This is a genomic window from Bradyrhizobium sp. BWA-3-5 (genome assembly GCF_032917985.1).
GTDB lineage: Bacteria > Pseudomonadota > Alphaproteobacteria > Rhizobiales > Xanthobacteraceae > Bradyrhizobium.
This window is the reverse complement of the sequence record NZ_CP136626.1, coordinates 7,690,480-7,713,632: the sequence shown is the minus strand read 5'-3', so window position 1 is coordinate 7,713,632 and position 23,153 is coordinate 7,690,480. Positions and strand designations below refer to the sequence as shown.

Here is a 23,153-nt window from a genome sequence, read left to right as displayed (position 1 = left end):
CTCGACAGATTGATCAATCTTGATTATGTCAATCAATATGAAAAAATCCGCCGGCCTTTACCTCTCGGCCCGCGAGGCCTCCGCCGAGCTCGCGATCTCGCAGGCGACCCTTTATGCCTATGTCAGCCGTGGCCTGATCCGCTCGGAGCCGTCGGAGGATTCCCGCAGCCATCGCTATCGGGCCGAGGACGTTCGGACGCTGAAGGAGCGGCGTACGCCGTCGCCGGAGCCGCGCGGCCTGCGCAGTTTCGATGCCGATCTGCCGGTTATGGACTCGGCGGTGGGGACCATCACCGAGGACGGCGCGATCTATCGCGGCGTCAACTGCATCGATCTGGCGGAACGCGACACGCTCGAACATGCCGCGACGCTGTTGTGGGACGTCACCGGCGTCGATCCGTTCGATGCGGACAATTGCCCGATCGTCTCGGACGAAATGCGCGCCGTCACTGAAGCGACCCGCAAGGCCAATGCGATCGACCGCGCCGTCGCGGTGCTGGCGCTCGCCGCCGCCGCGGACCCGCGCGCCTTCACCCGGGCGCCCGATGGTCGCGCGATGGTCGGTGGCCGCATCGTGCGGCTGGTGGTGGCGACCATGCTGAATGCGAAATCATCGGCGAAACCGCTTCATGTGCAGATTGCCCGGGTCTGGGCGCCCGAGCACAAGCACGCGCCGGATCTGATCCGCCGCGCGCTGGTGCTGCTCGCCGATCACGAACTAAACGCCTCGACCTTCACGGTGCGTTGCGCCGCCTCGACCGGCTTGAACCTCTATGACTCTGTGATCGCCGGCCTCGTCGCGCTGAAGGGTCCCAAGCATGGCGGCGCCGGTGTGCTGGCGGCGCAGCTATTGAAGACGCTGGCGAATAGCGAAGTCGCGCCCCTGATCCGCGAGCGCGTCGCGCTCGGCGAGCGTTTTGCCGGCTTCGGCCATGGCGTCTACAAGCATGGCGATCCCCGCGCGCGGGCGCTCCTGGAAGCGCTGGCGCGCTCGGGTGGCAATCGCAAATTCACCCATGAAATCCCTGACAGCATCGCGGAGGCGACCGGCGAGTTCGTCAATATCGACTATGCGCTCGCGGTGCTGGTGCACACGCTCGGCCTGCCGCCCGGCCATGAGCTGGTGCTGTTTTCGATGGCGCGCACGGTGGGCTGGATCGCGCATGCCTGCGAGCAGTTGCAGCACGGCCGGCTGATCCGGCCCCGCGCGCGCTATGTCGGGCCCGCACCGGGACGCAGCCCGCGCGCCTGACGGCGGCGCAGTGTCCAGACGCCAAGCGCGATGATCGCCGCCGCCAACACGGCTAATATCCAGAGATGCTTGCCGACATGCTGGTGATGCGGCAGGCCGGCATAGTGATGCAGCGCGGAGACGGCGAACACGCCCGGCAGCACATGGGCCAGGGCCCATGCCACGACCGCGGCAATATTGACGCTGTAGAAGCGGACCGGCGGCATGCCGAGCGCGCCGGCCGTCACCGGCACGAAGGCGCGGATCGGCGGCACAAAGCGTGCGAATAACACGGCCAGCGTTCCCCAGCGCTGAAAGAACGTCTCGCTCTGCGCCATCACGGCTGGATAGTTTGACATCGGCCAGGCGCCAAGAATCTCCCGTTGCGAGCGATGGCCGGCCCAGAACGCCGAGCCGTCGCCGAGCACGGCGCCTGCGATCGCCGCCGCCAGCACCCCCCATAACGCGAGTTCGCCGCCCGGTACCAGCGCGCTGAGGGCGAGGATGATGGTGGAGCCCGGCACCAGCGCGCCGACGACCGGGATCGCCTCCAGCAACGCGGCAAGGAATAACGCCAGATACGCCAGCCACGGATGGACTGAAATGAACGCAATTAGGGGATCGAGGAATGAAGTCACAACCTGCCGTCCGGTGCGAATGAGCTATCTCAGAGCTATCAAGCCCGCGCGGACGCCGAAAGGGCCCGCCCAGATGCCCGCGCCCGGTGGCCTGCCCAAGAGGGCAAAAGTGCGGCGCGATTCGCAGAGCAGCCCTCCAAAAACCTGATACAGGCCCTATCTCAATGATAAGCCAACGGAACTTTGATTGTGCCGCGGGCTTCTGCCGGCCGTTGCTCTCTGCTAGGTTGGGTAGCAGCCCCCATCCGCAGCCATTCAACAGATCTGGTTTCGGGAATGCCCGGGACCTCGGAGGATTGATGACGACCGCCGCCATGAGCCAAGTTACGGAACCCGTCGGATTGCCCGACATGAAGGTGTCGGTCCGGCAGGTCTTCGGCATCGACAGCGATCTCGAAGTACCGGCCTATTCTGAGGTCGACCCGCACGTGCCGGAAGTCGATTCGGATTACCGTTTCGACCGCGCCACCACGCTCGCTATCCTCGCCGGGTTCGCCAAGAACCGCCGCGTCATGGTCACCGGCTATCACGGCACCGGCAAATCGACCCATATCGAGCAGGTCGCGGCGCGCCTGAACTGGCCCTGTGTGCGCGTCAACCTCGACAGCCACATCAGCCGTATCGATCTGGTCGGCAAGGACTCGATCGTCATCAAGGACGGCAAGCAGGTCACCGAATTCCGCGACGGCATTCTGCCCTGGGCGCTGCAGCACAATATCGCACTCGTGTTCGACGAATATGACGCCGGCCGTCCCGACGTGATGTTCGTGATCCAGCGCGTGCTGGAAGTCTCCGGCCGCCTGACGCTGCTCGACCAGAACAAGGTGATCAAGCCGCACCCGGCGTTCCGCCTGTTCGCGACCGCCAACACGGTCGGCCTCGGCGACACCTCGGGCCTCTATCACGGCACCCAGCAGATCAACCAGGGCCAGATGGACCGCTGGTCGATCGTCACCACGCTGAACTATCTGGCGCATGACGAGGAAGTCGAGATCGTGCTTTCCAAGGCGCACCACTATCGCACCCAGGAAGGCCGCGACATCGTCAACAAGATGGTTCGGCTCGCCGATCTCACCCGCAACGCCTTCGCCAACGGCGATCTGTCGACGGTGATGAGCCCGCGCACAGTGATCACCTGGGCCGAGAACTCCGAGATCTTCGGCGATATCGGCTTTGCGTTCCGTGTCACCTTCCTCAACAAATGCGACGAGCTGGAGCGGCCGCTGGTCGCCGAGTTCTATCAGCGCTGTTTCAACGCGGAGCTGCCGGAATCGGCGGTTAACGTGGCGCTCAGCTAGCCCATGGCGAAGATCTCCGTCGAGCGCACCATTGGACAGACCAAGAAGGCGGTGCTCGGCGGGCTCCTCGGCTTCAACGCCGAGAACATGGGGAAGCAGAAATACAAGCGTCTCGCCATCTCGCTGCGTGAAGGGGACAAGATCGTCGGCGGGATTGTCGGTGAAGTCTGGACCACCGTTTTGTTCATCCAGCTGTTCTGGATGGAGCAGAAGCTTCGCGGCAAGGACTACGGGACGCGGCTGATCAAGGCGATTGAGGACGAGGCGAGAAAATTCGGGGCGACGCGGTCCTATCTGGATACGATGAGTTTTCAGGCGCCGGGCTTCTACCGCGCATGCGGTTACAAGGAGTTCGGCTCCATCGAAGGCTATCCCGGCGGCGTTACGCGGCACTGGTTTACGAAGGCGCTATGAGCACATCATCCAATTCCAAATTCCGCACTGGATCCAAGGAAGCGCCGACCGAGCCGTTCAAGCGCGCCGTGAGCTCTTGCCTGAAGGCGATCGCGAAAGCGCCGGAGCTCGACGTGACGTTCGCGGCCGAGCGTCCCGGCCTTGCGCCGGGCAAGGCGCGGCTGCCGGAGCCGGCGCGCAAGATGACCAAGCGGGATGCCGCGATCGTGCGCGGCCATGCCGATTCGATCGCGCTCAAGCTCGCCTGTCACGATCCCAAGGTGCACCGCAAGCTGATGCCGGGAAATCCGCAGGCGCGCGGCGTGTTCGAGGCTGTGGAGCAGGCCCGCGTCGAAGCCATCGGTTCGCGCCGGATGGCGGGCGTTGCGAAAAATCTCACCGCGATGCTCGACGATCATTTCCATCGCGGCAAATATGACGAGATCACCGACCGCGCCGATGCGCCGCTGTCGGATGCGCTGGCCATGCTGGTGCGCGAACGGCTGACGGGCCTCGCGCCGCCAACCGCCGCCAAGAAGATGGTCGACCTCTGGCGTCCGGTGCTGGAAGACAAGATCGGGGCGCGGCTGGACAAGCTCAGCCGCGTTACCGAAGACCAGGCCAAGTTCGGCGATCTCGTGCACGATCTGTTGTCGGCGCTCGATCTCGGCGACGAGCGCGATGCCGACGCCGATGATGACGAGAACGACGAGAATCAGGACGGCGAGAACGACCAGTCCGGCGCCGAGGGCTCGCCCGACAGCGACGCCGCACAGGAAATGAGCGCCGACCAGGCGCAGGCCTCGACCGATGAAATGTCGGAGAGCGCGATGGAGAGCGCGCAGGCCTCGACATCGGATACGTTCGACGACGGTGAGCTCGGCGACGACGAGACGCCGGGCGAGGCGACGCGGCCGAACACGCGCGGCGCCAACGAGCCGCGCGGGCCGGAATATCATGCCTTCGCGCCGAAGTTCGACGAGGTCATCGCCGCCGAGGATCTCTGCGACCATGACGAGCTGGAGCGCCTGCGCTCCTATCTCGACAAGCAGCTCGCGCATCTGCAGGGCATCGTCGCGCGGCTCGCCAACCGCCTGCAGCGCCGCCTGATGGCACAGCAGAACCGCGCCTGGGAGTTCGATCTCGAGGAAGGCATCCTCGATCCGGCGCGGCTGTCGCGCGTGGTGACCGATCCCTATCATCCGCTGTCCTTCATGCATGAGAAGGAAGCGACCTTCCGCGATACCGTAGTGACGCTGCTGCTCGACAATTCCGGCTCGATGCGTGGCCGCCCCATTACGGTGGCGGCGACTTGCGCCGACATTCTCGCGCGCACGCTGGAGCGTTGCGGCGTCAAGGTCGAGATTCTGGGTTTCACCACCCGCGCCTGGAAGGGCGGGCAGTCGCGCGAGTCGTGGCTCGCCGCCGGCAAGCCGGCCAATCCCGGACGCCTCAACGATCTCCGCCACATCATCTACAAGTCGGCCGATGCGCCCTGGCGGCGTGCGCGCAAGAATCTCGGGTTGATGATGCGCGAGGGCCTGTTGAAGGAGAACATCGACGGCGAGGCGCTGGACTGGGCGCACAAGCGCCTGCTCGGCCGCCCCGAGCAGCGCAAGATCCTGATGATGATTTCGGACGGTGCGCCGGTCGACGATTCCACGCTGTCGGTCAATCCGGGCAATTACCTCGAGCGGCACCTGCGCCACATCATCGAGGAGATCGAGACCCGGTCGCCGGTCGAATTGATCGCGATCGGCATCGGTCACGACGTCACGCGCTATTATCGCCGCGCCGTCACCATCGTCGATGCCGAAGAGCTCGGCGGCGCCATCACTGAAAAACTCGCCGAATTGTTCAGCGAGACCCAGGGTGCCGCGCCTGCCACCAACGGTCATCACCGGCCGCGCCGGTTGCACTCGTGAGAGCATGTTCCCGCGCATAGGCCGCCGCCGCCTTCTAGAATATGCAGCGGCGGCGCTTTCGCTCGCAGCCGTGCCCGGCGCCGCGCTGGCGCAGACGGCCGTTCAGCGGCCGCCGAGGCAGGCCGCTACAGACGAATTCTCGGTCACGACGCCAGTCTCGATCGAGGTCAATGCCCGGCCGCTGCCCTCGTTCGACACCCGCGACAGGTCGCGGACGCGGTTTGGCGAACTCGAATATCGCAGCGGGCTGGTCCTGACCTCGCGGTTTCGCGGCTTCGGCGGATTGTCCGGCCTGCGGCTGGACGCCAAGGGCGAGCGCTTCATCGCGATCAGCGACAAGGCCGGCTGGTTCACCGGGCGCATCGTCTACAAGGGCCGCGAGATGGTCGGGCTCGACGATGTCGAGGCCTCGCCGATCCTCGGGCCTGATGGCAAGCCGATCACCTCGCGCCGCTGGTTCGATACCGAGGCGCTCGCGCTTGACGGACCGCTGGTCTATGTCGGCCTCGAGCGCGTCAACCAGGTGCTGCGCTTCGATTTCACCACAAGCTTCACGCATGCCCATGGCGAGCCGATCGCGCTGCCGCCGGCGGCGCGCAGGCTGCCCTACAACAAGGGCATCGAGGCGCTGGTCGTGGTGCCCAGGGGCAACCAGCCGCTGGCGGGAACGCTGATCGCGATCTCCGAGCGCGGGCTCGACGCGCAGGGCAACATTCTCGGCTTCCTGATCGGCGGTAAATCGCCCGGGCAGTTTGCGGTCCGCCGCACCGACGATTTCGACGTCAGCGACGCGGTGGTATTGCCGTCCGGCGGGCTCTTGGTTCTGGAGCGTAAGTTCTCCTGGATCGGCGGTGTCGGCATCCGCATCCGCCGCATCGCGCTTTCCTCCATCGCTCCCGGTGCGCTGATCGATGGTCCCGCGATCTTCAACGCTGATCTCGGCCACGAGATCGACAACATGGAAGGCATCGATGCCCATGTCACGCCGGAGGGCGACACGGTGCTGACGCTCGTCTCCGACGACAATTTCTCGATCATCCAGCGCAATCTGCTGCTGCAGTTCACGCTCGTGGAGTGACTTTTGCTAGCAGAGGGTGGGTGGCGGATCCTCTCCGCATCCTCGGCCTCGGGGAACGAATAGGAACGATTCTTGCAGCGCTCCGGCAATGAAACCGGAGTATTCGATGTACAAGTCCTTTCGCGCCCTCTGTGTCCTGTCCTGCCTTGTTATTGCCCAGGCGTCGCATGCTGAAACCTGGCCGTCACGGCTGATCAAGGCGACCATTCCGTTCGGCGCCGGCAGCGCCACCGACGTGGTGCCGCGCCTGGTCTTTGAGCGCCTGTCGACCGAACTCGGCCAGCCGATCGTGATCGAGAATCGTGCGGGCGCCGGCGGCACGCTCGGCACCGGACTGGTCGCGAAGGCCGATCCTGACGGGTACAGCATTCTCGCCCATTCCTCGGCGCTGGCGATCGCACCGGCGATTTCTCGAACCTCAGTTTCGACGCGACCCGGGATCTCTCCGCGGCGCTGCTGATCGGCTCCAGCGCCATGGTCATGATCGTGCCGAAGGAGCGGCCGTGGAAGACCATCCAGGATTTCATCGCGGACGCGAAGGCGAAGCCGGGATCGATTTCGTTCGGCTCGGTCGGCATCGGCAGCGCAGTGCATATCGCCGCCGAGAAATTCCGCCTCGCTGCCGGCATCGAAGCGACGCATGTGCCGTATCGCGGCGGACCGGAGGTGATCACCGACATCATCGGCGGGCGGATTGACCTCTATTTCTGCCCGCTCGCCACTGCCTTGCCCTTCATCCGGGAAGGCCAGGTGAAGGCGCTGCTGGTGTCGACGCCAACCCGGGCCGCCGATCTGCCTGACGTGCCGACGCCGTCGGAGGTCGGCTTGAAGGGCGCCGAGAGCGTGAGCTGGTACGGCGTATTCGTGCCGGCCAAGACGCCGCGCGACATCGTTGACAAACTGCATGCGGCCGGGATGAAGGTGCTGGACGATCCGGTGACCCAGGCCAGCCTGAAAAAACTCGCCGTCGAACCGATGCCGATGAAGCCGTCCGAGATCGACGAACTCGTCAAGCGCGAAACGGCGGCCAATCTGGAGCTGATCAAGGCCGCGGGCATCGCGCCGTAGGGGGAGGGTTGCGGCTGGCGCGGGTTGAGCAGGGGAGAGCGGCTCGCTAGCATCAGGGTCGCTTTCGTTCCACTCCGGATCACCCTGCATGAGCGCTCTGTTTACCCCGATCAAGCTGCGCGGCCTTACCCTTGCCAACCGCATCATGGTGGCGCCGATGTGCCAGTACTCCGCCGTCAATGGCGAGGCCACTGACTGGCACTTCACCCACATCAATTCGCTGGCGCTGTCGGGCGCGGCCGTGTTCTGCATCGAGGCGACCGCGGTGGAGGCGAGTGGCCGCATCACGCCGGGCTGCCTCGGCCTTTACAATGACGCCACCGAAGCCGCCTTGAGGCCGATCCTCGCCTCCGTGCGCAAGCGCTCGAAAGCCGCGGTCATGATGCAGCTCGCGCATGCCGGCCGCAAGGCGTCGAGCCACACGCCCTGGGACGGCGGCCAATTGATCCCGGTGACTGAGGGCGGCTGGCGGCCGGAGGGGCCGTCGGCGATCCCGCACAAGGAGGGTGAGACGCCGCCGGTTGCGTTCGACGCCGCGGGCCTGGCACGTGTGCGCGACGCGTTTGTTGCCGCCACCAAGCGCACCGAGCGGCTCGGCATCGACGCCATCGAGGTGCACTCGGCGCACGGCTATCTCTTGCATCAGTTCCTGTCGCCGATATCGAACCGGCGCACCGATCAATATGGCGGCAGCTTGCAAAACCGCATGCGCTTTCCGCTCGAAGTGTTCGATGCGGTGCGCGCGGCGTTTCCGCATGACAAGCCGGTCGGTGTCCGCGTCTCCTCGACCGACTGGGTCGAGGGCGGCTGGGATCTCGCGCAAACCATCGAGTTTGCGCAGGAGCTGAAGAAGCGCGGCGTCGACTGGATCGACGCCTCCTCAGGCGGCGTGTCGCCGCTGCAGAAGATTCCGCTCGGACCCGGCTATCAGGTACCGTTCGCGCAAGCCGTCCGCGAGGCAACCGGGCTGACCACCATCGCCGTCGGCCTGATCACCGAGCCGAAGCAGGCCGAGGAGATCATCGCCTCCGGCAAGGCCGACATGGTCGCGCTCGCCCGCGCCATGCTCTACGACCCGCGCTGGGGCTGGCACGCCGCGGCCGAACTCGGCGGCGAGGTGTTCGCGCCGCCGCAATACTGGCGCTCGCAACCCTCGACGCACAAGGCGCTGTTCGGCGCAACGACGTTCGGGACGCGGTAGCGGCGTGGCCGTCTGCGCCCAAGAGAGGAGCGGCAAGTGTTCCGCTCTCTCCGTCATTGCGAGCGCAGCGAAGCAATCCATGTCACGGCATAGCGGATAGATGGATTGCTTCGCTACGCTCGCAATGACGGCCTCGATAATGACCTCGAAAGCGAACCTCTGCCCAGACAATTCGTCATATCTCGGCCACACGTCGCGGGTGCTATGCTCGCGCTGGCGCGCGATAGACGCGCTTTCAATAACAACATACAGCGAGGACGCCCATGGAGATCGGATATTTCACGATGCCGTCCCATCCGCCGGAGTGCGGGTTGAAGGAGGGCCACGACTGGGACCTGCAGACGCTGCGCTGGCTCGATGAGCTCGGCTACCAGGAAGCCTGGATCGGCGAGCACCACACCGCGCCCTGGGAGCCGCATCCCTCGCCCGATCTCATCCTCGCGCAGGCATTTCTCCAGACGAAAAACATCCGCCTTGGCCCCGGCGGCTTCCTGCTGCCCTATCACCACCCCGCGGAGCTCGCGAACCGCGTCGCGATGCTCGACCACCTTTCCGGCGGACGGCTGAACTTTGGCGTCGCGGCAAGCGGCCTGCCGAGCGACTGGGCGATGTTCAACGTCGACGGGATGTCCGGCCAGAACCGCGACATGACGCGCGAGGCGCTCGAGATCATTCTGAAGATGTGGACCGAGCCCGGTCCATGGACCCACGCCGGAAAATTCTGGACCGTGAGCAAGCCGGACACGATGTTCGACTTCCTTAAACCCCACATCAAGCCGCTGCAGGCGCCGCATCCGCCGATCGGGGTCGCCGGCCTCTCCAAGGGCTCGGATACGCTCAAGCTCGCCGGCGAGCGCGGCTACATCCCGATGAGCCTCAACCTCAACCCGGCCTATGTCGGCAGCCACTGGGAATCGGTCGAGATCGGCGCGGCGAAAACCGGGCGCAAGCCGAAGCGTAGCGACTGGCGCATGGTGCGCGAGGTGTTCGTCGCCGATACCGACGAGGAAGCGTGGCGGCTTTCGGTCGGCGACATGATGGGCCGCATGATGACCGAATACTTCCTGCCGCTGCTCGGCCATTTCGGCTTCAAGGACTACCTCAAGGCCTCGCCCGACGTGGCGGACTCCGATGTGACGGCCGAATACTGCGCCCGCAACAACTGGATCGTGGGATCGCCGGCGACGGTCACCGAGAAGATCGAAAAGATCTACCACGAGGTCGGCGGCTTCGGCACGCTCTTGGTGTTCGGCTTCGACTACAAGCACAAGCCCGAGGCCTGGCACAATTCGCTGCGGCTGTTGAAGCAAGAGGTGATGCCGCGGCTGAAGCACCTCGACGCCGGTCTCACCAAGGCGGCGTGAGGGCAGGCTCCGTCATTGCGAGCGAAGCGAAGCAATCCATATCTCGGCATAACGGATAGATGGATTGCTTCGTCGCTTTCGCTCCTCGCAATGACGGCGCAGGCAGCGTTGCCCGCCTCTTCTCTTAATGCGTCTGCGGTTTCGCATCCGCGGCGCGGACTTGCCAGAATTTCAGGAGGCGGCGGGCGTTTTCGACCGTCAGCTTGGCATACTGCTCTTTCGCCCTTGCCAATTCATGCCGGCCCATGCTCCCGGAGGCGAAGCGGGCCTCGAGCACGGCGGCGACGGTTTCCCAGTCAAGGCCGGCGACGCGGCAGGGGATCAGGACGCCATCATCGCGCAGGCTCTGCATCACCGGGCGGATCACCTCGACGCCCGAGCCGGATAGCTCTGCGAGCGCCGCGACCGTCTCGGCATACTTCCGCTCATTCGCGAATGCCTTCAGCGCCGGCTCGTTCAGCTTGCCGTGCTTGGCCAGCGCCGCGACAAAGCGGCGCGCGGCGGCGAAATCGCGGGTGCGCGACATCTCGCGGCTGGCGCCGTTCGCGGCCGTCGCGATCGCGCTTCTGATCTCCTCGAACATATGCGGCGGCGCGCGCGACAGTAGCCGCTGGCGCACCGCCTCGGTCGCGCTCTTCAATAATTGATGCCGCTGATCGGCCGGCAGGTCGACGCGAATGCCGGTCTCGACCGCGAGATCCGGATCGCTCTCGGCCTGCTTCAGCACGATGGCAAAGCCTGACGCCGACATCCGCGCGCCGGGATTGGTAACGAGCCGCCGGCTGACGGAGGGATAATGCCGCTTCAAAAGCGCATCGGTGACGATCTCGGTCAGCCACCAGCGCCCGGAGATCGCGAGCAGATGCTGCTCGCCCTTGGTCTCGGCCAGCTCGACGAGGTCCTCCGCCGACAGCCGCGCCGATTCGGTCAGCACCGGGCGGGCGATCGTGATCTCGTCATTGTTCGCCAGGCGCCGGACCACCGCGGCCGGGGCCTGCTTGATGGAGGCAAGCTGGGTGGAGGTTTCAGCGAGCGCGATGCGTGCGGCGACGTCGGCCAGCGCGCGCAGCTCGATCGTCTTGATCAGCCGTTCCAGCACGTCGCCGAACACTTCGATCTGCTCGCCGGAATAGTTTTCGGCGGACAGCACAAACAGGTCCGTGACCTGCCGCAGCGCGTCCAGATGTTTTTCGGCGGAGCCGGCCTGGATGGCCGCCTCGACCTCGGCTGTGATCGATCGTGTCAGCATCGCTCGTCCTGAGCGTTTTGAGCCAGTTCTGGCAGCAGATGGCTGAGAATAGGAAGCAGAGTTGAACGATCCGTAAACCATTGGGGTCGCGCGGCGGCGACAATGGGGCCGTAGTATTGCGGAGGCCGGTCGGCCAATGGCCGCTGCTCTTCTCCCTCTCCCGGTTGCGGGGGAGGGAGAAGTCGGGCTCGCCGATCGAGCCGCGGCCGCGCATCGCGCGCCTCAATCCCCCGCCGCCGCTTGCTTCGGCTCTTCCGCGCTGGCATGCGCCGGCGGGATCGGCATGGGGAATTTCTCGAAATGCTTCGGCAGGTTCACTGGGCGGTAGCTCGGCAGCGCGTCCATGCGCTGCAGCGCGCTTTCGTGGATCACAGCGCCATCGGGAATGAAGCGCGGCTCGGCGTCGGGGATGTAATAGCCGAAATAGCTCTGTCGCGCCGGCCATTCCTTGTAGCGCGCACTCTTCGGCAGATATTCGAGCAGCCACCACGCGCCCTTCAATGAGGTGTGGAGATCGCCGCGGATGTCGGGCGCGACGTAGGAGAACGGGCTGCCCTTGCGCTGGACGCCCCAGGCGAGCTGGTTGACGGTGGCCTGGTTCACCTTGAGCCCACATTTCGTGGCTTCGTCGATCATCCAGAGCAGCGGATATTTTGATAAGCCGCTTTGCTTTTCCGGATAGCCGCCGCCGATATCGGCATGCACGCCGGCGAACCACACCTGCAAGATATCCTGCGGCGCATTTTTCACGTCGTTGAAGCGCACCGGCTTGTAGGTCTGCGGGTCGTCCCACTTCTTCAGGCGGAACATGCAGCGCCGCTCGTCGATCGAGATCGCCTGGCGGAAGATCTCGACGCTCGGGTTGACCAGCGTGAACGCGAGCTCCTCCAGGCTCGGCCAATAGAACCGATCGGCCCGTGGCACGATCACGCTCGCGACCGTGTCCCAGACGCCGACAAAGCGGATGGTGGGCCAGCGCGAGGAGGTGATGCGCGCGAACTGCGCGGCGTTGTCGAATGCGGTTTGCACCGCGTCTTCCCCGGCAGCGACCTCGAGCGCCGACTTGAATTTTGCGCGCAGCTTCGGCGCTTCATCCGAGGAGAACTGCTTGTAGGCGATCAGCCCCGAGCCGGCGAGATTGACCTGCTCGGGCGTGATCAGGCCGATCTTGTGAATCAGCCCCGCCAGCACCCGCACGGTATAGGCGCCGCGGGAAAAGCCGAACAGATAGATCGCGTCGCCGGCCTGGTAATGGTGGACCAGGAAGGCGTAGGCCGAAAGCACGTTGTCATCGAGCCCATAGCCGGTGGCGAGCCCCAGGATGGCGTTGAAATCCTGCTTGAACTTGTGCCACGGGTCCGGCCGCGCCAGCGTGCCGACCCCCGGATCGTAATAGACGAGCTGCCGCGGCTCGGTCTTCTCCGTCTTGCGCAGGCAGCGATAGAGCTTGAGCACATTGGAGATGTTCTCGGAAATCTCGTTGCCGGTGCCGTCGCAGCAGATGATGATGTTGCGCATGGTGGACTCGCGGGGGGCAGGGGGTGCTACCTTGGCGAGTATAGCGCGCTTCTTCGAGGAATGGGCCTATCAACTTCTGCGGATAACGCCTGAGCCCGGCCGGCCAAGGACTGGACCCGAAACGAAAAAGTATTAGGCTGCTACCTTTCCGTGCAATGGGGTTTACTAGGCGTGATTGCGAAGCCGACGGCTGACGACTACCTGCAAAGCGTTATTGCTGAGCTCGGCTTCGAAAACGCTCAGTTGGCGGAACGGGCTTACCAATTCAATATGCGTGCTGCCCATCAATCGGCTCTGTCAAGCCCAGAGCTCGGGCAGATCACCGCTCAACTCAGGTCAATGCCGGAGCGATATGCCCATGGGCGCCAAGACCTGCTCTTTTACCCCGCCATACCGCAGGAACTTCCACTGCTCATCAAACCTTTCGCCAGCATGCTGGATAAGCTGTACCGGTCCAATGTTCTGTATAATCGGCAATACCCTGATGCGCCTGCAGAAGGTGGAATCGAATCGAGCCAGCTCTACGAAAAAATTGAAGATCTGCTCCGAACGCGACTAGTCTGCAAGTATTTGGATGGGCCGCGCTTCGTTTGCGAAGACTTGAAGCAGTTCTGTGATCGGAATGGTATCCAGAGTAAGTTCAGGGAGCTCAGCACTGCCGCAGGTTACTACGCTTGGCACTTCTATCTTCAGGTGTCCGTTGAGTTGATGCTGGACACGAAAGTTGTTCCAAAAAACGTTTGGGTTGAAATTCAGGTGTCAACTCAGCTCGCCGAAGTGCTGACGATTCTGACCCATGAACTGTATGAGGCTCGACGCTCTTCCGGTCCGGGCCCCAAGAATAACGATTGGAAGTGGGACGCGAGCTCGCATGATTTTCGCTCGGCGTATCTTGGTCATGGCCTCCACTTGATTGAGGGCGTAATTCAAAATCTCAAGGATGACTTGCTTCGACAGCCGCTAGCTAAGGACGATGGAAGCGCATCCCTGCTCGCTAAGAGCGCTCCACTTTCCGAGAAGCAGTCATCGACAAATCCGGACTCACTGAAGGCTTCATCCGATGATGGCAAGAAAGCTTAGGTAGATATGGCGATAAGTTCACCTCAACCTTCGGTCGTTCACCTCGTAACACTCTTCAGGCAAATCACGTCTGGCGACATTCGTATACCTGCCTTCCAGCGAGAGTTTGTGTGGAAGGAGAAGCAAATCATAGAGCTCCTAGAAAGCGTTGCGGAGGGATTTCCGATCGGCAGCCTCCTGCTATGGGGCGTCGACAAAAAAATGCTTAGGATAGCGCCGACTGACACGACCTCATTTCCGAACGTCAAGGAGCGCTATCCTACCAGCTATATCCTGGATGGCATGCAACGCTTGTCGACTCTCTACGGAGTCTTTCATTTCGGAGCTTCGACAAACGATGTCCGTTTCGATGTCCTGTATGATTTGCGAGAGCAAGCCTTTGCTCATAGAGACGACTTGGACTTATTCACGGATGGATTCATTCCGCTTTCGGCGCTGTTTACACCTCGCCAACTTCTAGAACATCAAGCGCGCCTTTCGTCACTCAATGATGGCGACATTCTAATCGAAAGGTTGCTGCAGCTTCAGGCTGCCTTCCAGGAGTATATGGTGCCTGTTGTCGTGATTAAGAGTGCTGATGTTCACCGAATCGTTGGAATCTTTGAAAAGATCAATTCAACAGGAACACGTCTTGATCCTGTCGATTTCATGAGAGCTATCACGTGGGCGGAAGATTTCGATCTCAACCACTACTTAGATAGCGCAACCACAGCTTTGTCGGAAAAGAGGATTGAGCTTAGTGCTGAGACGATCATCAAATGTGTCGGACTAGTTCTGGGCATGCCTCCCACGAACGACGGATTATTGCAACTGCGCAATGAGGCGCCCAAGAGGCTGACGGATGCGTTTGCCCAGACCGTAGAGTGTGGAGGGCGTGTTTCAGAGTTCTTGCGCGAAGCATTTCAAATTTGGTCTTCTGCTTTCGTTCCGTATGAAGGGCAGTTGCTGCTTCTGTTCAAGACAATAGGTATGAAGGAGGCTGGCAAAGAGTATTGGAGCTCAATTGCGCGCTGGTACTGGGCAACTGGTTTCAATGAAAGTTTGAGAGGAAAGCCAGACCATTATGTTGTGCGCGCGCTGGAAAATTGGCGAGCTCTGATAAAGGGAGAGATTCGAGGATTGGAGCCTCGGCTCAAGCTAACCGAAATTGAGTTCTTTGAGCGGCGTCTAGTGAGTGGCGGAGCGCTATCAGCTACCTTCGCCGCGATGTACGCCGTGAGCAGTCCCAAGAGTATTGTCGATAGTGCACCGATTGATCCGGCGACTTTCATGGGGGGAGCGGATATCAATTTCTTTGAAACCGTGTTTTCTCGTCAGGAACTGATGTCTGGTGGTCTAACCAATGCAATTTCGGCTCGCCTGTTCGGCAACGTTGTTCTGGTAGACAAGACGATGTTGAGACAGCAGGTTAGCAATGATCTTCGTCGCTGGATTTTAGCTGCTGCTGACAAAGGCGAGTGGGGTGTGCTCGCGTCCCAATTCATCGATGCCGACGCTGTGCAGGGACTCCGAAAGGGCGACCCTCAGACCTTTATCAGGCGACGAGTTAGACTCATGTACGAGAGGGCTTTGGATTTAGTCGGATCAAAATAGATTTCTGTTAGTCTCGAAGAGCGCCCCTCGCTGTTTTGGACTGCTCACTGCCGAATGCGGTCGCTGACTATTTCGTCGAGCTTTCCACACTTGTGCTTTATCCAATCACAAAATCTCGCGTCTAGTGGCCGACGAAGGTTCGGTTTGACTGCTCCGACCCAATTGATGAATTCATCACGGGGCAAGCAAGTTGCTCCGAGCATGAAATGTCCTTTCTCAAACACGTTCAGCTCTTCGAAGCGTGTTTTGTTCCGCCGGAAAAAATTGACGTCGCTGTTTAGCCCTCTGATGATAAAGCTTTGTCGTTGGTTAAGTGTGTTGGCTGAGAGCTTCGTCAGCGCCTTGTGGTCGATCTCAAGGCAGCCCCTGACGAATAGTTCTAGTAGCCAAACTTGGATGGTGGGAACAGAGCCGGCCGCGCCGACCTCTAACAACTGAAGAACCTTAGCTTTTTGATCCACGCTAAGCTCAATGCCTGCGTTGTGGAGTGCATCCACCAGCAAGACAAACTCTTTTACGAAGGGCAATAGCTCATCAAATCGCTCAAGAAGAAGTTCGATCGCCTCAGCATTTTCAGTAAGGCGAAGCCCCAAAAAAATCAGCCTAATTTTGCCGAAGTCCCAGTGGTCCTCATCTAATTCCTCTTCGAGCATCTCGACCAAATTTAGGGCTCGAATTGCTTCAACTTCCGTCTCATCTGGCTCTTCGTCAAAATACAATGAGTGAGTCAGCGATTCGATAGCTGCCTGTCCGGCTTTATCGAAAACGTCATCCTGCTGATCGAAAAGAACTTCTTCAAATTCCTTGACACTCCATACTTTCGTTTTTTGGTTATTCAGCGAAAGCCCTTCTGTGGTGGCGAGATGCTCGGCAAGGAAAGCGAGAGCCACATATGGCGTTTGGTCGGCTTTCAGAAAGAGGCGGTAATCATCGACAAAGCGAGTGAAAACTATCCCTTCGTCCGCAAGTGCACTGTCTGCATCGCTTAGAATGGCCTCTGCAATTATTCTGGAGGCGCTGCCACCGACGGGAATACCGTACGATTGCTTGCCGCGTATTCTCTTGATGAGTTTCTCGATGAACGATTTGATGCCCTTCCGATCGGTCGCGACGTCTAGAATATTCTCGATTCGATGGAAATAAATCCGCTGATAGAAGTCTGCGATATCGGTCGCCACAATATAAACGAAAGCGTTCTGCTGTATTTGATCGCGTTGCCATTGTAGCCAATCTTTGTATGAGCGCTGCTCTACAAACAGAGATGCGTCAGCCTTGGTGCCGTCAAATCGATATCCAAACGGGCCGAATTCATCGATGGGCCGTTTTATGTTCTCAACGTCTGATCCTACTTCGATGGCAGCGGCAGTGAAAAGCAACGTCTCAAGCAATGGAAGTTGATGGACAATTCGAAATCCCCAACGGCTTTTTGGCGCGATGGTTTCTATCGCTTGCGCAGGTTCAAAAGTTTCAAGATCGAGTGCGCTTAGCTCTGCGGCGATTTCCGTCTTCTGTTCGACCAGGAAGGCAGTTTCGATTGGATGCGGGAAGACATCGGTATCTCCAAAAGTGGAGATGTGTTCAATTGCTCTTTCTATCGATCCGATGGACAGACGAGTTGCCATGCGTGCCTACTCATTGAGAGGTCTCAGCCAGTTTAAAGGTCGGAACCGCGTCGAGTTGTTATCGGTTCAATTATACCATGTTCGAGTTACCGGCACTGCTTTTGCGTGTGGTTTCACCGTTAGCTACAATAGAGTTGTCCGCTAGGCTTGCCGAGCTTTACCAACAAAAACGGCCGGGTCTTCCGACCCGGCCGCTGCAAACTCAATCCGCCGATGTTGCTTTGGCTCAACTCGCCTTCTTCACGGGCGCGGGCTTGCCGACCTTCTTCTCGATCGCGCGCTTCAGGTCGAGGGCGCGGGGGGAGAGGACGTCGGCCTTGGCCTTGAGCAGGTAGGCGTCGAGGCCGCCATTGTGGTCGACGCTCTTGAGCGCGTTGGTCGAGACGCGCAGGCGCACGTTGCGGCCGAGCGCGTCCGAGATGAAGGTGACGTTGGTCAGGTTCGGCAGGAAGCGCCGCTTGGTCTTGATGTTCGAGTGGCTCACCTTGTGGCCCACCTGGGGGCCCTTGGCCGTCAGTTCGCAGCGCCGGGACATTTTCCAAAATCCTCTTCCATCCCCGCCAAAGCCAAGCGTGTCACGCGGCCAGCGCGCGGGGGTCCAAAATCGCGTCCATTTCCAGGAACCGCGGGTGTATAGGGGGAGATGGCCGCCGGGTCAAGGTTGTTGGGGCGGCTTTGGTCCTCGTGCAGAGGTTCCAAGCCTCTGTTTTTGGCGCGTTTTCTTCAGCGCGAACCGGAAGGCGCCCCACGGATCAAGTCCGAGGGCGTGCTGCGTTAGAAAACGCGATTTGTATCGTCCGCTGTAACGGCTGGTTTACTAGGGCTTCCAGTCACTTAAGGGACCATATAAAGGGCGCAATCCGCGCCGACACCATGGCTTTCGAGAGAGTGCCGCGACCCAAGCCATCCCGCCCGCTCGCGGGTAGCCAGCAGAGGTCGGAATTGCGTGGTTATCGCGAAACACGCGTTGTTTGCCGGATATTTCTGCCTAAATGAACATCAACACGCGCCGACCCCGGGACTTTTCATTGGTGACCACGCCTCGCGCCGCCTCTCCCCCCGCGCTCTCTTCAAGGCTCGGGCTCGTTTTCTGCCTGTTCGCCGGGGCGCTTCTGGCGCTCGTGCCGCAAGGCGCCTCCGCGCAGGGGCGGCTGGATGCGCAATATGAGGCGACGCTGGCCGGCATTCCGGTCGGCAAGGGCGCCTGGACCATTGAAATCGGCGACGACACGTTTGCCGCATCCGCCAAGGGCGGCACCGCGGGGCTTTTGAAGGCATTTTCCGGCGGCAGCGGCTCGGGCGCGAGCGTCGGCCGCATCGTGAACGGTGCGCTGGTGGCGAGCAATTATACCGCGACGACCACCACGCAGAAAAAATCCGAGACCATTCGGATGTCGCTGGCGAACGGCAACGTGAAGGAATTCTCGTTCGACCCGGTACCGCCTGTCGATCCCGACCGCATTCCCGTCACCGACGCGCACCGCAAGGGCGTGCTCGATCCGATGACCGGCTCGATGCTGCGCGTGCCTGGCAATGGCGAGGTGCTGTCGCCGGATTCCTGCCGCACCGGCGCAGGCATCTTCGACGGCCGCCTGCGCTACGACCTCAAGCTCGACTACAAGCGCATGGAAACGGTGAAGGCCGAGCGCGGCTATCACGGGCCGGCGCTGGTCTGCGCCATCTATTTCACCCCGGTCGCCGGCTACATCCCCGATCGCCCCGTCATCAAATACCTCGCTGCCGAACGCCGCATCGAAATCGCCTTCGTGCCGATCGCGGGAACCCGCATCCTGGTTCCGTTCCGGATGAGCATTCCGACCCCGCTGGGCCTTGCGATGCTGGAGGCGACGTCGTTCGTGACATCAGCGGCGCCGCCAAGGGTGGCGAAGACGAATTGAGCCTTGAGAGTAAACCTCGCCCCGCCCTTCGCGGGGAGAGGTCGGCGCGAAGCGCCGGGTGAGGGGCTGTCTCCACGCTCACAGTTCGCGGAGAGAGCCCCTCACCCCAACCCTCTCCCCGCGGAAGAGCGGGGCGAGGGAGCGCAGGGGCGCCCGAGGCAGAACCCGATGCAACCAGCATGAATCATGTTGACTCCGGACCACTTCTGATTCGACTCACGTCTTTAAGAAATCGAGCCCAAAACCGCCGCTTGTGGAGCCCGCGCAAACTTGATCTAGTGCCTCCCTGTGCGCTTCAGCGCGAGATGTTGCGGTGAACGTATCAGGTTTCGGGAGGAGTCAGCGATTCGGACGCGATTCGTTCCAGACTCGTTCCAGAGCTTAAGCCGCGACCGCATCACCGTCGCAAAGTGAAACAGAATGGCGGAATTGACGCCGGACGACCACATCCGTCATCGCGAGCGAAGCGAAGCAATCCATTGCGCGGCATAACGGATGGATGGATTGCTTCGTCGATTTGCTCCTCGCAATGACGCCGGCACTGGACTAAGAAAAACCTGCACCAAATGGCTTTCTCTCCTTCCTCGTTCGCCTCCGAACGCGCGCCCGGCGCGGGTGTCACCGCCGTGCTCGGGCCGACCAATACCGGCAAGACGCACCTCGCCATCGAGCGCATGCTGGGGCATTCGTCCGGCGTGATCGGCCTGCCGCTGCGGCTTCTGGCGCGCGAGGTCTACAACAAGATCGTGGACCGCTCAGGCGTCGAGAGCGTCGCGCTCGTCACCGGCGAGGAGAAGATCAAGCCGAAGGCACCGCGCTATTGGGTCTCGACCGTCGAGGCGATGCCGCGCGATCTCGACGTGTCATTCCTCGCCGTCGATGAGATCCAGATCGCCGCGGATCTCGAGCGCGGGCATGTCTTTACCGACCGTATCCTGCATCGCCGTGGCCGCGACGAGACGCTGCTGCTGGGCGCCGCGACGATGCGCCCGATCATCGAGCGGCTGTTGCCCGGCGCCTCCATCATCACGCGGCCCCGGCTGTCGCAGCTTGAATTCGCCGGCGACCGTAAGATCACCCGCCAGCCGCGCCGAACGGCCATCGTCGCGTTCTCGGCCGATGAAGTCTATGCGATTGCGGAATTGATCCGCCGCCAGCACGGCGGCGCGGCCGTCGTGCTCGGTTCGCTCAGCCCACGCACACGCAACGCGCAGGTCGCGATGTTCCAGAACGGCGACGTCGATTATCTCGTCGCCACCGATGCTGTCGGCATGGGCCTCAACCTCGACGTCGATCACGTCGCGTTCGCTTCCGATCGCAAGTATGACGGCTATCAGTTCCGGCGGCTGACGCCGGCCGAGTTCGCGCAGATCGCGGGCCGCGCCGGGCGCGCCACCCGCAACGGCACTTTCGGCACCACAGGCCGCTGCGCGCCGTTCGAGCCGGAACTGGTGAACGCGCTGCAGAACCACACATTTGACAGCGTCAAAATGCTGCAGTGGCGGAATTCGAAGCTCGATTTCTCCTCGCTTGGCAGCCTGCAGGTCTCGCTGGCGCTGCCGCCGGGGCATGAGGTTTTGACCCGCGCGCCGGTCGCCGAAGACCAGCGCGTGCTCGATCACGCCGCCCGCGACGGCGAGGTGAGGGACATGGCCCACGGGCCGGCCGCCGTGGAGCGGCTGTGGGACGCCTGCGCGATCCCGGATTATCGCAAGATCGCCCCCGCCGCCCATGCCGAGCTGGTGACCACGCTTTATGCATTCCTGATGAAAAAGGGACGCATCCCTGACGCGTGGTTCGCCGCCCAGGTCGACCAGGCCGACCGCGTCACCGGCGATATCGACACGCTATCGGGCCGGATTGCGCAAATCCGCACCTGGACCTTCGTCGCCAACCGCCCGGACTGGCTGGCCGACCCCGACCACTGGCAGGGGATCACTCGTGAGGTGGAAAATAAATTATCCGATGCGCTGCATGAACGCCTAACGGAGCGTTTCGTTGACCGGCGGACCAGTGTATTGATGCGCCGCCTGCGGGAGAACTCAGTTTTGAATACGGAAATTGGCAAGACCGGCGAAGTGATTGTTGAGGGCCACACGATCGGCCGGCTCGATGGATTTACCTTTGCGCCAGACGTGGCGGAGGCGGGATCGGACGCGAAGGCGCTACAGGCCGCCGCGAGCCAGGTGCTGGCGAGCGAGATCGACGCGCGCGCGGCAAAGCTTGCCGCTGCTCCCGATGACCAGTTCGTGCTGACCTCTGACGGTACCATCCGCTGGACCGGCGATGCCGTGGCAAAGCTCGTTGCGGCTGACGACGCGCTGCATCCGCGTATCAGGATCATCTCCGACGAGCGGCTCTCGGGCGCGCCGCGCGAGGCCGTGCAGACGCGGCTCGATCTCTGGCTCAAGACGCATATCGAAAAGCTGCTCGGCCCGCTGTTCGGCCTGTCGAAGGCCGAGGACATCACCGGCATCGGCCGCGGCATCGCGTTCCAGCTCGTCGAGGCGCTTGGCGTGCTGGAGCGTAGCAAGATCGCGAGCGAGATGAAGGATCTCGATCAGACCTCGCGCGCGACCTTGCGAAAATACGGCGTGCGCTTCGGCGCCTACCACATCTATTTCCCCGCGCTGCTCAAGCCCGCAGCGCGTGCGCTGGCGTCGCTGCTGTGGGCCGAGAAGCAGGACAATGTCGACATGTCCGCGCTCTCTGGCGCGCAGCATCTGGCGAGCTCCGGCCGGACATCGTTTCCGATCGACAAGGCGCTGCATCGCGATGCCTATCGCGTGCTCGGTTATCGCCAGTGCGGCGAGCGCGCTGTGCGCGTCGATATTCTGGAGCGTCTCGCCGATCTCATCCGTCCCGCGCTGGCCTGGCGCGAGACCTCGCCGGGCGAGAAGCCCGCTGGCGCGTTCGACGGCCGCGGCTTCGTGGTGACGCAGGCGATGACCTCGCTGACGGGATCGGCCGGCGAGGATTTTGCCTCGATCCTGCGCGCGCTCGGCTATCGTATGGACCGCCGCCCGCCATTGCCGCCGAAGCCGGTGGAAGTGGTGGAGACGGTCGCCGCCGAGACGCCGCCAGTCGAGGCGAGCGCCCAGGCAACGGCCGAAACGCCGGCCGAGGAAGTCGCCGCTGAGCTGCCTGTTTCCGGCGATCCTGCGCCGTCGTCATCGCTGCTCCCGGAAGTCACGCCCTTCGCGCAGGTAGCCGAAAAGGCTACTGCGCCTGAAGTCACGCCGGCGGAAGCCGCGATCCTGGATGCGCCGCCGGAGCAGGAGACGCCGGAAGCCGTCAGCGCTGCGGAAGCTGAAGCCGAGCCTGCGACTGCGAGCGAAGCGCCGGCCGAAGGCGCTGCCGCAGTGGCCGCGCCCACGGAGGCTGCCGCAGAGGCCAAGCCCGAAGCAGAAGCGAAGGCTGAAACACCCGCCGAGCCGCAGCTCGTCGAGGTCTGGCGGCCCGGCGGACGATCCGACGAGCGTCGCCCGCATCACGATCGCAACCGTCAGCGCCATCACGGCCGCGCCGCGGAAGGCGCGCAGACTGCCGAAGGCGAGGGCGCGCAGCGCCACCGCCGCGGCCGTCGCCACGGCGATTTCAGAAAACCGCGCGAGGGAGCGCCTGGCGAAGCCGCAAGCGTGCCTGCCGCTGAGGGCGCAGCAGCACCGGCCGAGGCGCGTCAGCAAACACGTCAGGACCGTCCGCCGCGCGAGCGCTTCGAGGGCAAGGGCCGCGACCGCGACGAGCGGCGCGACAAATTCGATCGCAACAAGGGCGACCGCAAGGGCGGACGCGACAAGGGTGATCGCGAGCGTGGCGGCCGTGACTTCGGCGGACGCGACAAGGGCGGCCGCGATAAGCGCGACTCCGGCCCCTCGCATCGGCAATGGGCGACCAGCGCGAGCCCGCGCGAGCGCGATCGCGTCGCCGATCCGAACTCGCCGTTCGCAAAGCTCGCGGCGCTGAAAGAACAGCTCGCCGGCCGCAAGGAATAACC

At 62.5% G+C, this 23,153-nt stretch carries 16 protein-coding genes and 1 pseudogene; 12 read left to right on the top strand and 5 right to left on the bottom strand.

Annotated elements, in window-relative coordinates:
• Positions 1-37 precede the first annotated feature (37 nt).
• Positions 38-1,252 (top strand): citrate synthase family protein, encoded by a 1,215-nt coding sequence (locus RX331_RS37015; protein WP_317254485.1) that lies wholly within the window; start codon positions 38-40, stop codon positions 1,250-1,252.
• Here the strand turns inward: RX331_RS37015 and RX331_RS37010 are convergent.
• Positions 1,213-1,869, bottom strand: coding sequence for a DedA family protein (locus RX331_RS37010; protein ID WP_317254484.1), 657 nt, complete (start codon positions 1,867-1,869; stop codon positions 1,213-1,215). The genes RX331_RS37015 and RX331_RS37010 overlap by 40 nt on opposite strands.
• Before the next feature lie 299 nt (positions 1,870-2,168).
• Between RX331_RS37010 and cobS the strand changes: the two genes are divergently transcribed.
• The 7 genes and pseudogenes from cobS to RX331_RS36970 all read left to right on the top strand — a co-directional run bounded on the left by cobS (position 2,169) and on the right by RX331_RS36970 (position 10,196).
• A complete protein-coding gene (gene cobS, locus RX331_RS37005) occupies positions 2,169-3,167 on the top strand; it encodes a cobaltochelatase subunit CobS (protein ID WP_317254483.1) in 999 nt (332 codons plus the stop codon).
• 3 nt (positions 3,168-3,170) lie between these two features.
• Positions 3,171-3,581, top strand: a complete 411-nt coding sequence (locus RX331_RS37000; RefSeq protein WP_317254482.1) for a GNAT family N-acetyltransferase — start codon at positions 3,171-3,173, stop codon at positions 3,579-3,581.
• Positions 3,578-5,485, top strand: a complete 1,908-nt coding sequence (cobT, locus tag RX331_RS36995; protein WP_317254481.1) for a cobaltochelatase subunit CobT — start codon at positions 3,578-3,580, stop codon at positions 5,483-5,485. Before RX331_RS37000 ends, cobT begins: the two co-directional genes overlap by 4 nt.
• A gap of 4 nt (positions 5,486-5,489) precedes the next feature.
• Entirely contained in the window at positions 5,490-6,563 is a 1,074-nt protein-coding gene (locus RX331_RS36990; RefSeq protein ID WP_317254480.1) for an esterase-like activity of phytase family protein, read from the top strand.
• Positions 6,564-6,651: 88 nt separating this feature from the next.
• A pseudogene (locus tag RX331_RS39140) lies at positions 6,652-7,631 on the top strand (Bug family tripartite tricarboxylate transporter substrate binding protein).
• Positions 7,632-7,719: 88 nt separating this feature from the next.
• On the top strand, positions 7,720-8,832 hold the full coding sequence (locus tag RX331_RS36975) for an NADH:flavin oxidoreductase/NADH oxidase (RefSeq protein ID WP_317254478.1): 1,113 nt from the start codon (positions 7,720-7,722) through the stop codon (positions 8,830-8,832).
• A gap of 263 nt (positions 8,833-9,095) precedes the next feature.
• The gene (locus RX331_RS36970; protein WP_317254477.1) at positions 9,096-10,196 is read left to right on the top strand and encodes an LLM class flavin-dependent oxidoreductase; all 1,101 of its coding nucleotides are present in this window, start codon (positions 9,096-9,098) and stop codon (positions 10,194-10,196) included.
• Positions 10,197-10,320: 124 nt separating this feature from the next.
• On the opposite strand, the gene RX331_RS36965 is transcribed toward RX331_RS36970, so the two are convergent.
• Together RX331_RS36965 and RX331_RS36960 are read right to left on the bottom strand one after the other, a co-directional pair.
• Positions 10,321-11,445, bottom strand: a complete 1,125-nt coding sequence (locus RX331_RS36965; RefSeq protein ID WP_317254476.1) for a DUF2336 domain-containing protein — start codon at positions 11,443-11,445, stop codon at positions 10,321-10,323.
• Positions 11,446-11,667: 222 nt separating this feature from the next.
• Positions 11,668-12,963: a DUF2235 domain-containing protein gene (locus RX331_RS36960; protein WP_317254475.1), complete on the bottom strand. Its 1,296-nt coding sequence runs from the start codon at positions 12,961-12,963 to the stop codon at positions 11,668-11,670.
• A gap of 171 nt (positions 12,964-13,134) precedes the next feature.
• Here RX331_RS36960 and RX331_RS36955 point away from each other — a divergent pair, with 171 nt between their 5' ends.
• Positions 13,135-14,043, top strand: a complete 909-nt coding sequence (locus tag RX331_RS36955) for a hypothetical protein (protein ID WP_317254474.1) — start codon at positions 13,135-13,137, stop codon at positions 14,041-14,043.
• 108 nt (positions 14,044-14,151) lie between these two features.
• On the top strand, positions 14,152-15,636 hold the full coding sequence (locus RX331_RS36950; RefSeq protein ID WP_410708049.1) for a DUF262 domain-containing protein: 1,485 nt from the start codon (positions 14,152-14,154) through the stop codon (positions 15,634-15,636).
• A gap of 44 nt (positions 15,637-15,680) precedes the next feature.
• Here RX331_RS36950 and RX331_RS36945 read toward each other — a convergent pair whose 3' ends face one another.
• Together RX331_RS36945 and rpmB are read right to left on the bottom strand one after the other, a co-directional pair.
• On the bottom strand, positions 15,681-17,258 hold the full coding sequence (locus RX331_RS36945) for an RNA-directed DNA polymerase (protein WP_317254472.1): 1,578 nt from the start codon (positions 17,256-17,258) through the stop codon (positions 15,681-15,683).
• A 226-nt stretch (positions 17,259-17,484) separates the two neighbouring features.
• Positions 17,485-17,793 carry a 50S ribosomal protein L28 gene (gene rpmB / locus RX331_RS36940; RefSeq protein ID WP_057860560.1) on the bottom strand — a complete coding sequence of 103 codons (309 nt, stop codon included), beginning with the start codon at positions 17,791-17,793 and terminating at the stop codon, positions 17,485-17,487.
• A gap of 559 nt (positions 17,794-18,352) precedes the next feature.
• Between rpmB and RX331_RS36935 the strand changes: the two genes are divergently transcribed.
• Together RX331_RS36935 and RX331_RS36930 are read left to right on the top strand one after the other, a co-directional pair.
• Positions 18,353-19,156, top strand: coding sequence for a DUF3108 domain-containing protein (locus RX331_RS36935; RefSeq protein WP_410708351.1), 804 nt, complete (start codon positions 18,353-18,355; stop codon positions 19,154-19,156).
• A 566-nt stretch (positions 19,157-19,722) separates the two neighbouring features.
• Positions 19,723-23,151 (top strand): helicase-related protein, encoded by a 3,429-nt coding sequence (locus RX331_RS36930; RefSeq protein WP_317254470.1) that lies wholly within the window; start codon positions 19,723-19,725, stop codon positions 23,149-23,151.
• The last annotated feature ends 2 nt before the right edge of the window (positions 23,152-23,153 follow it).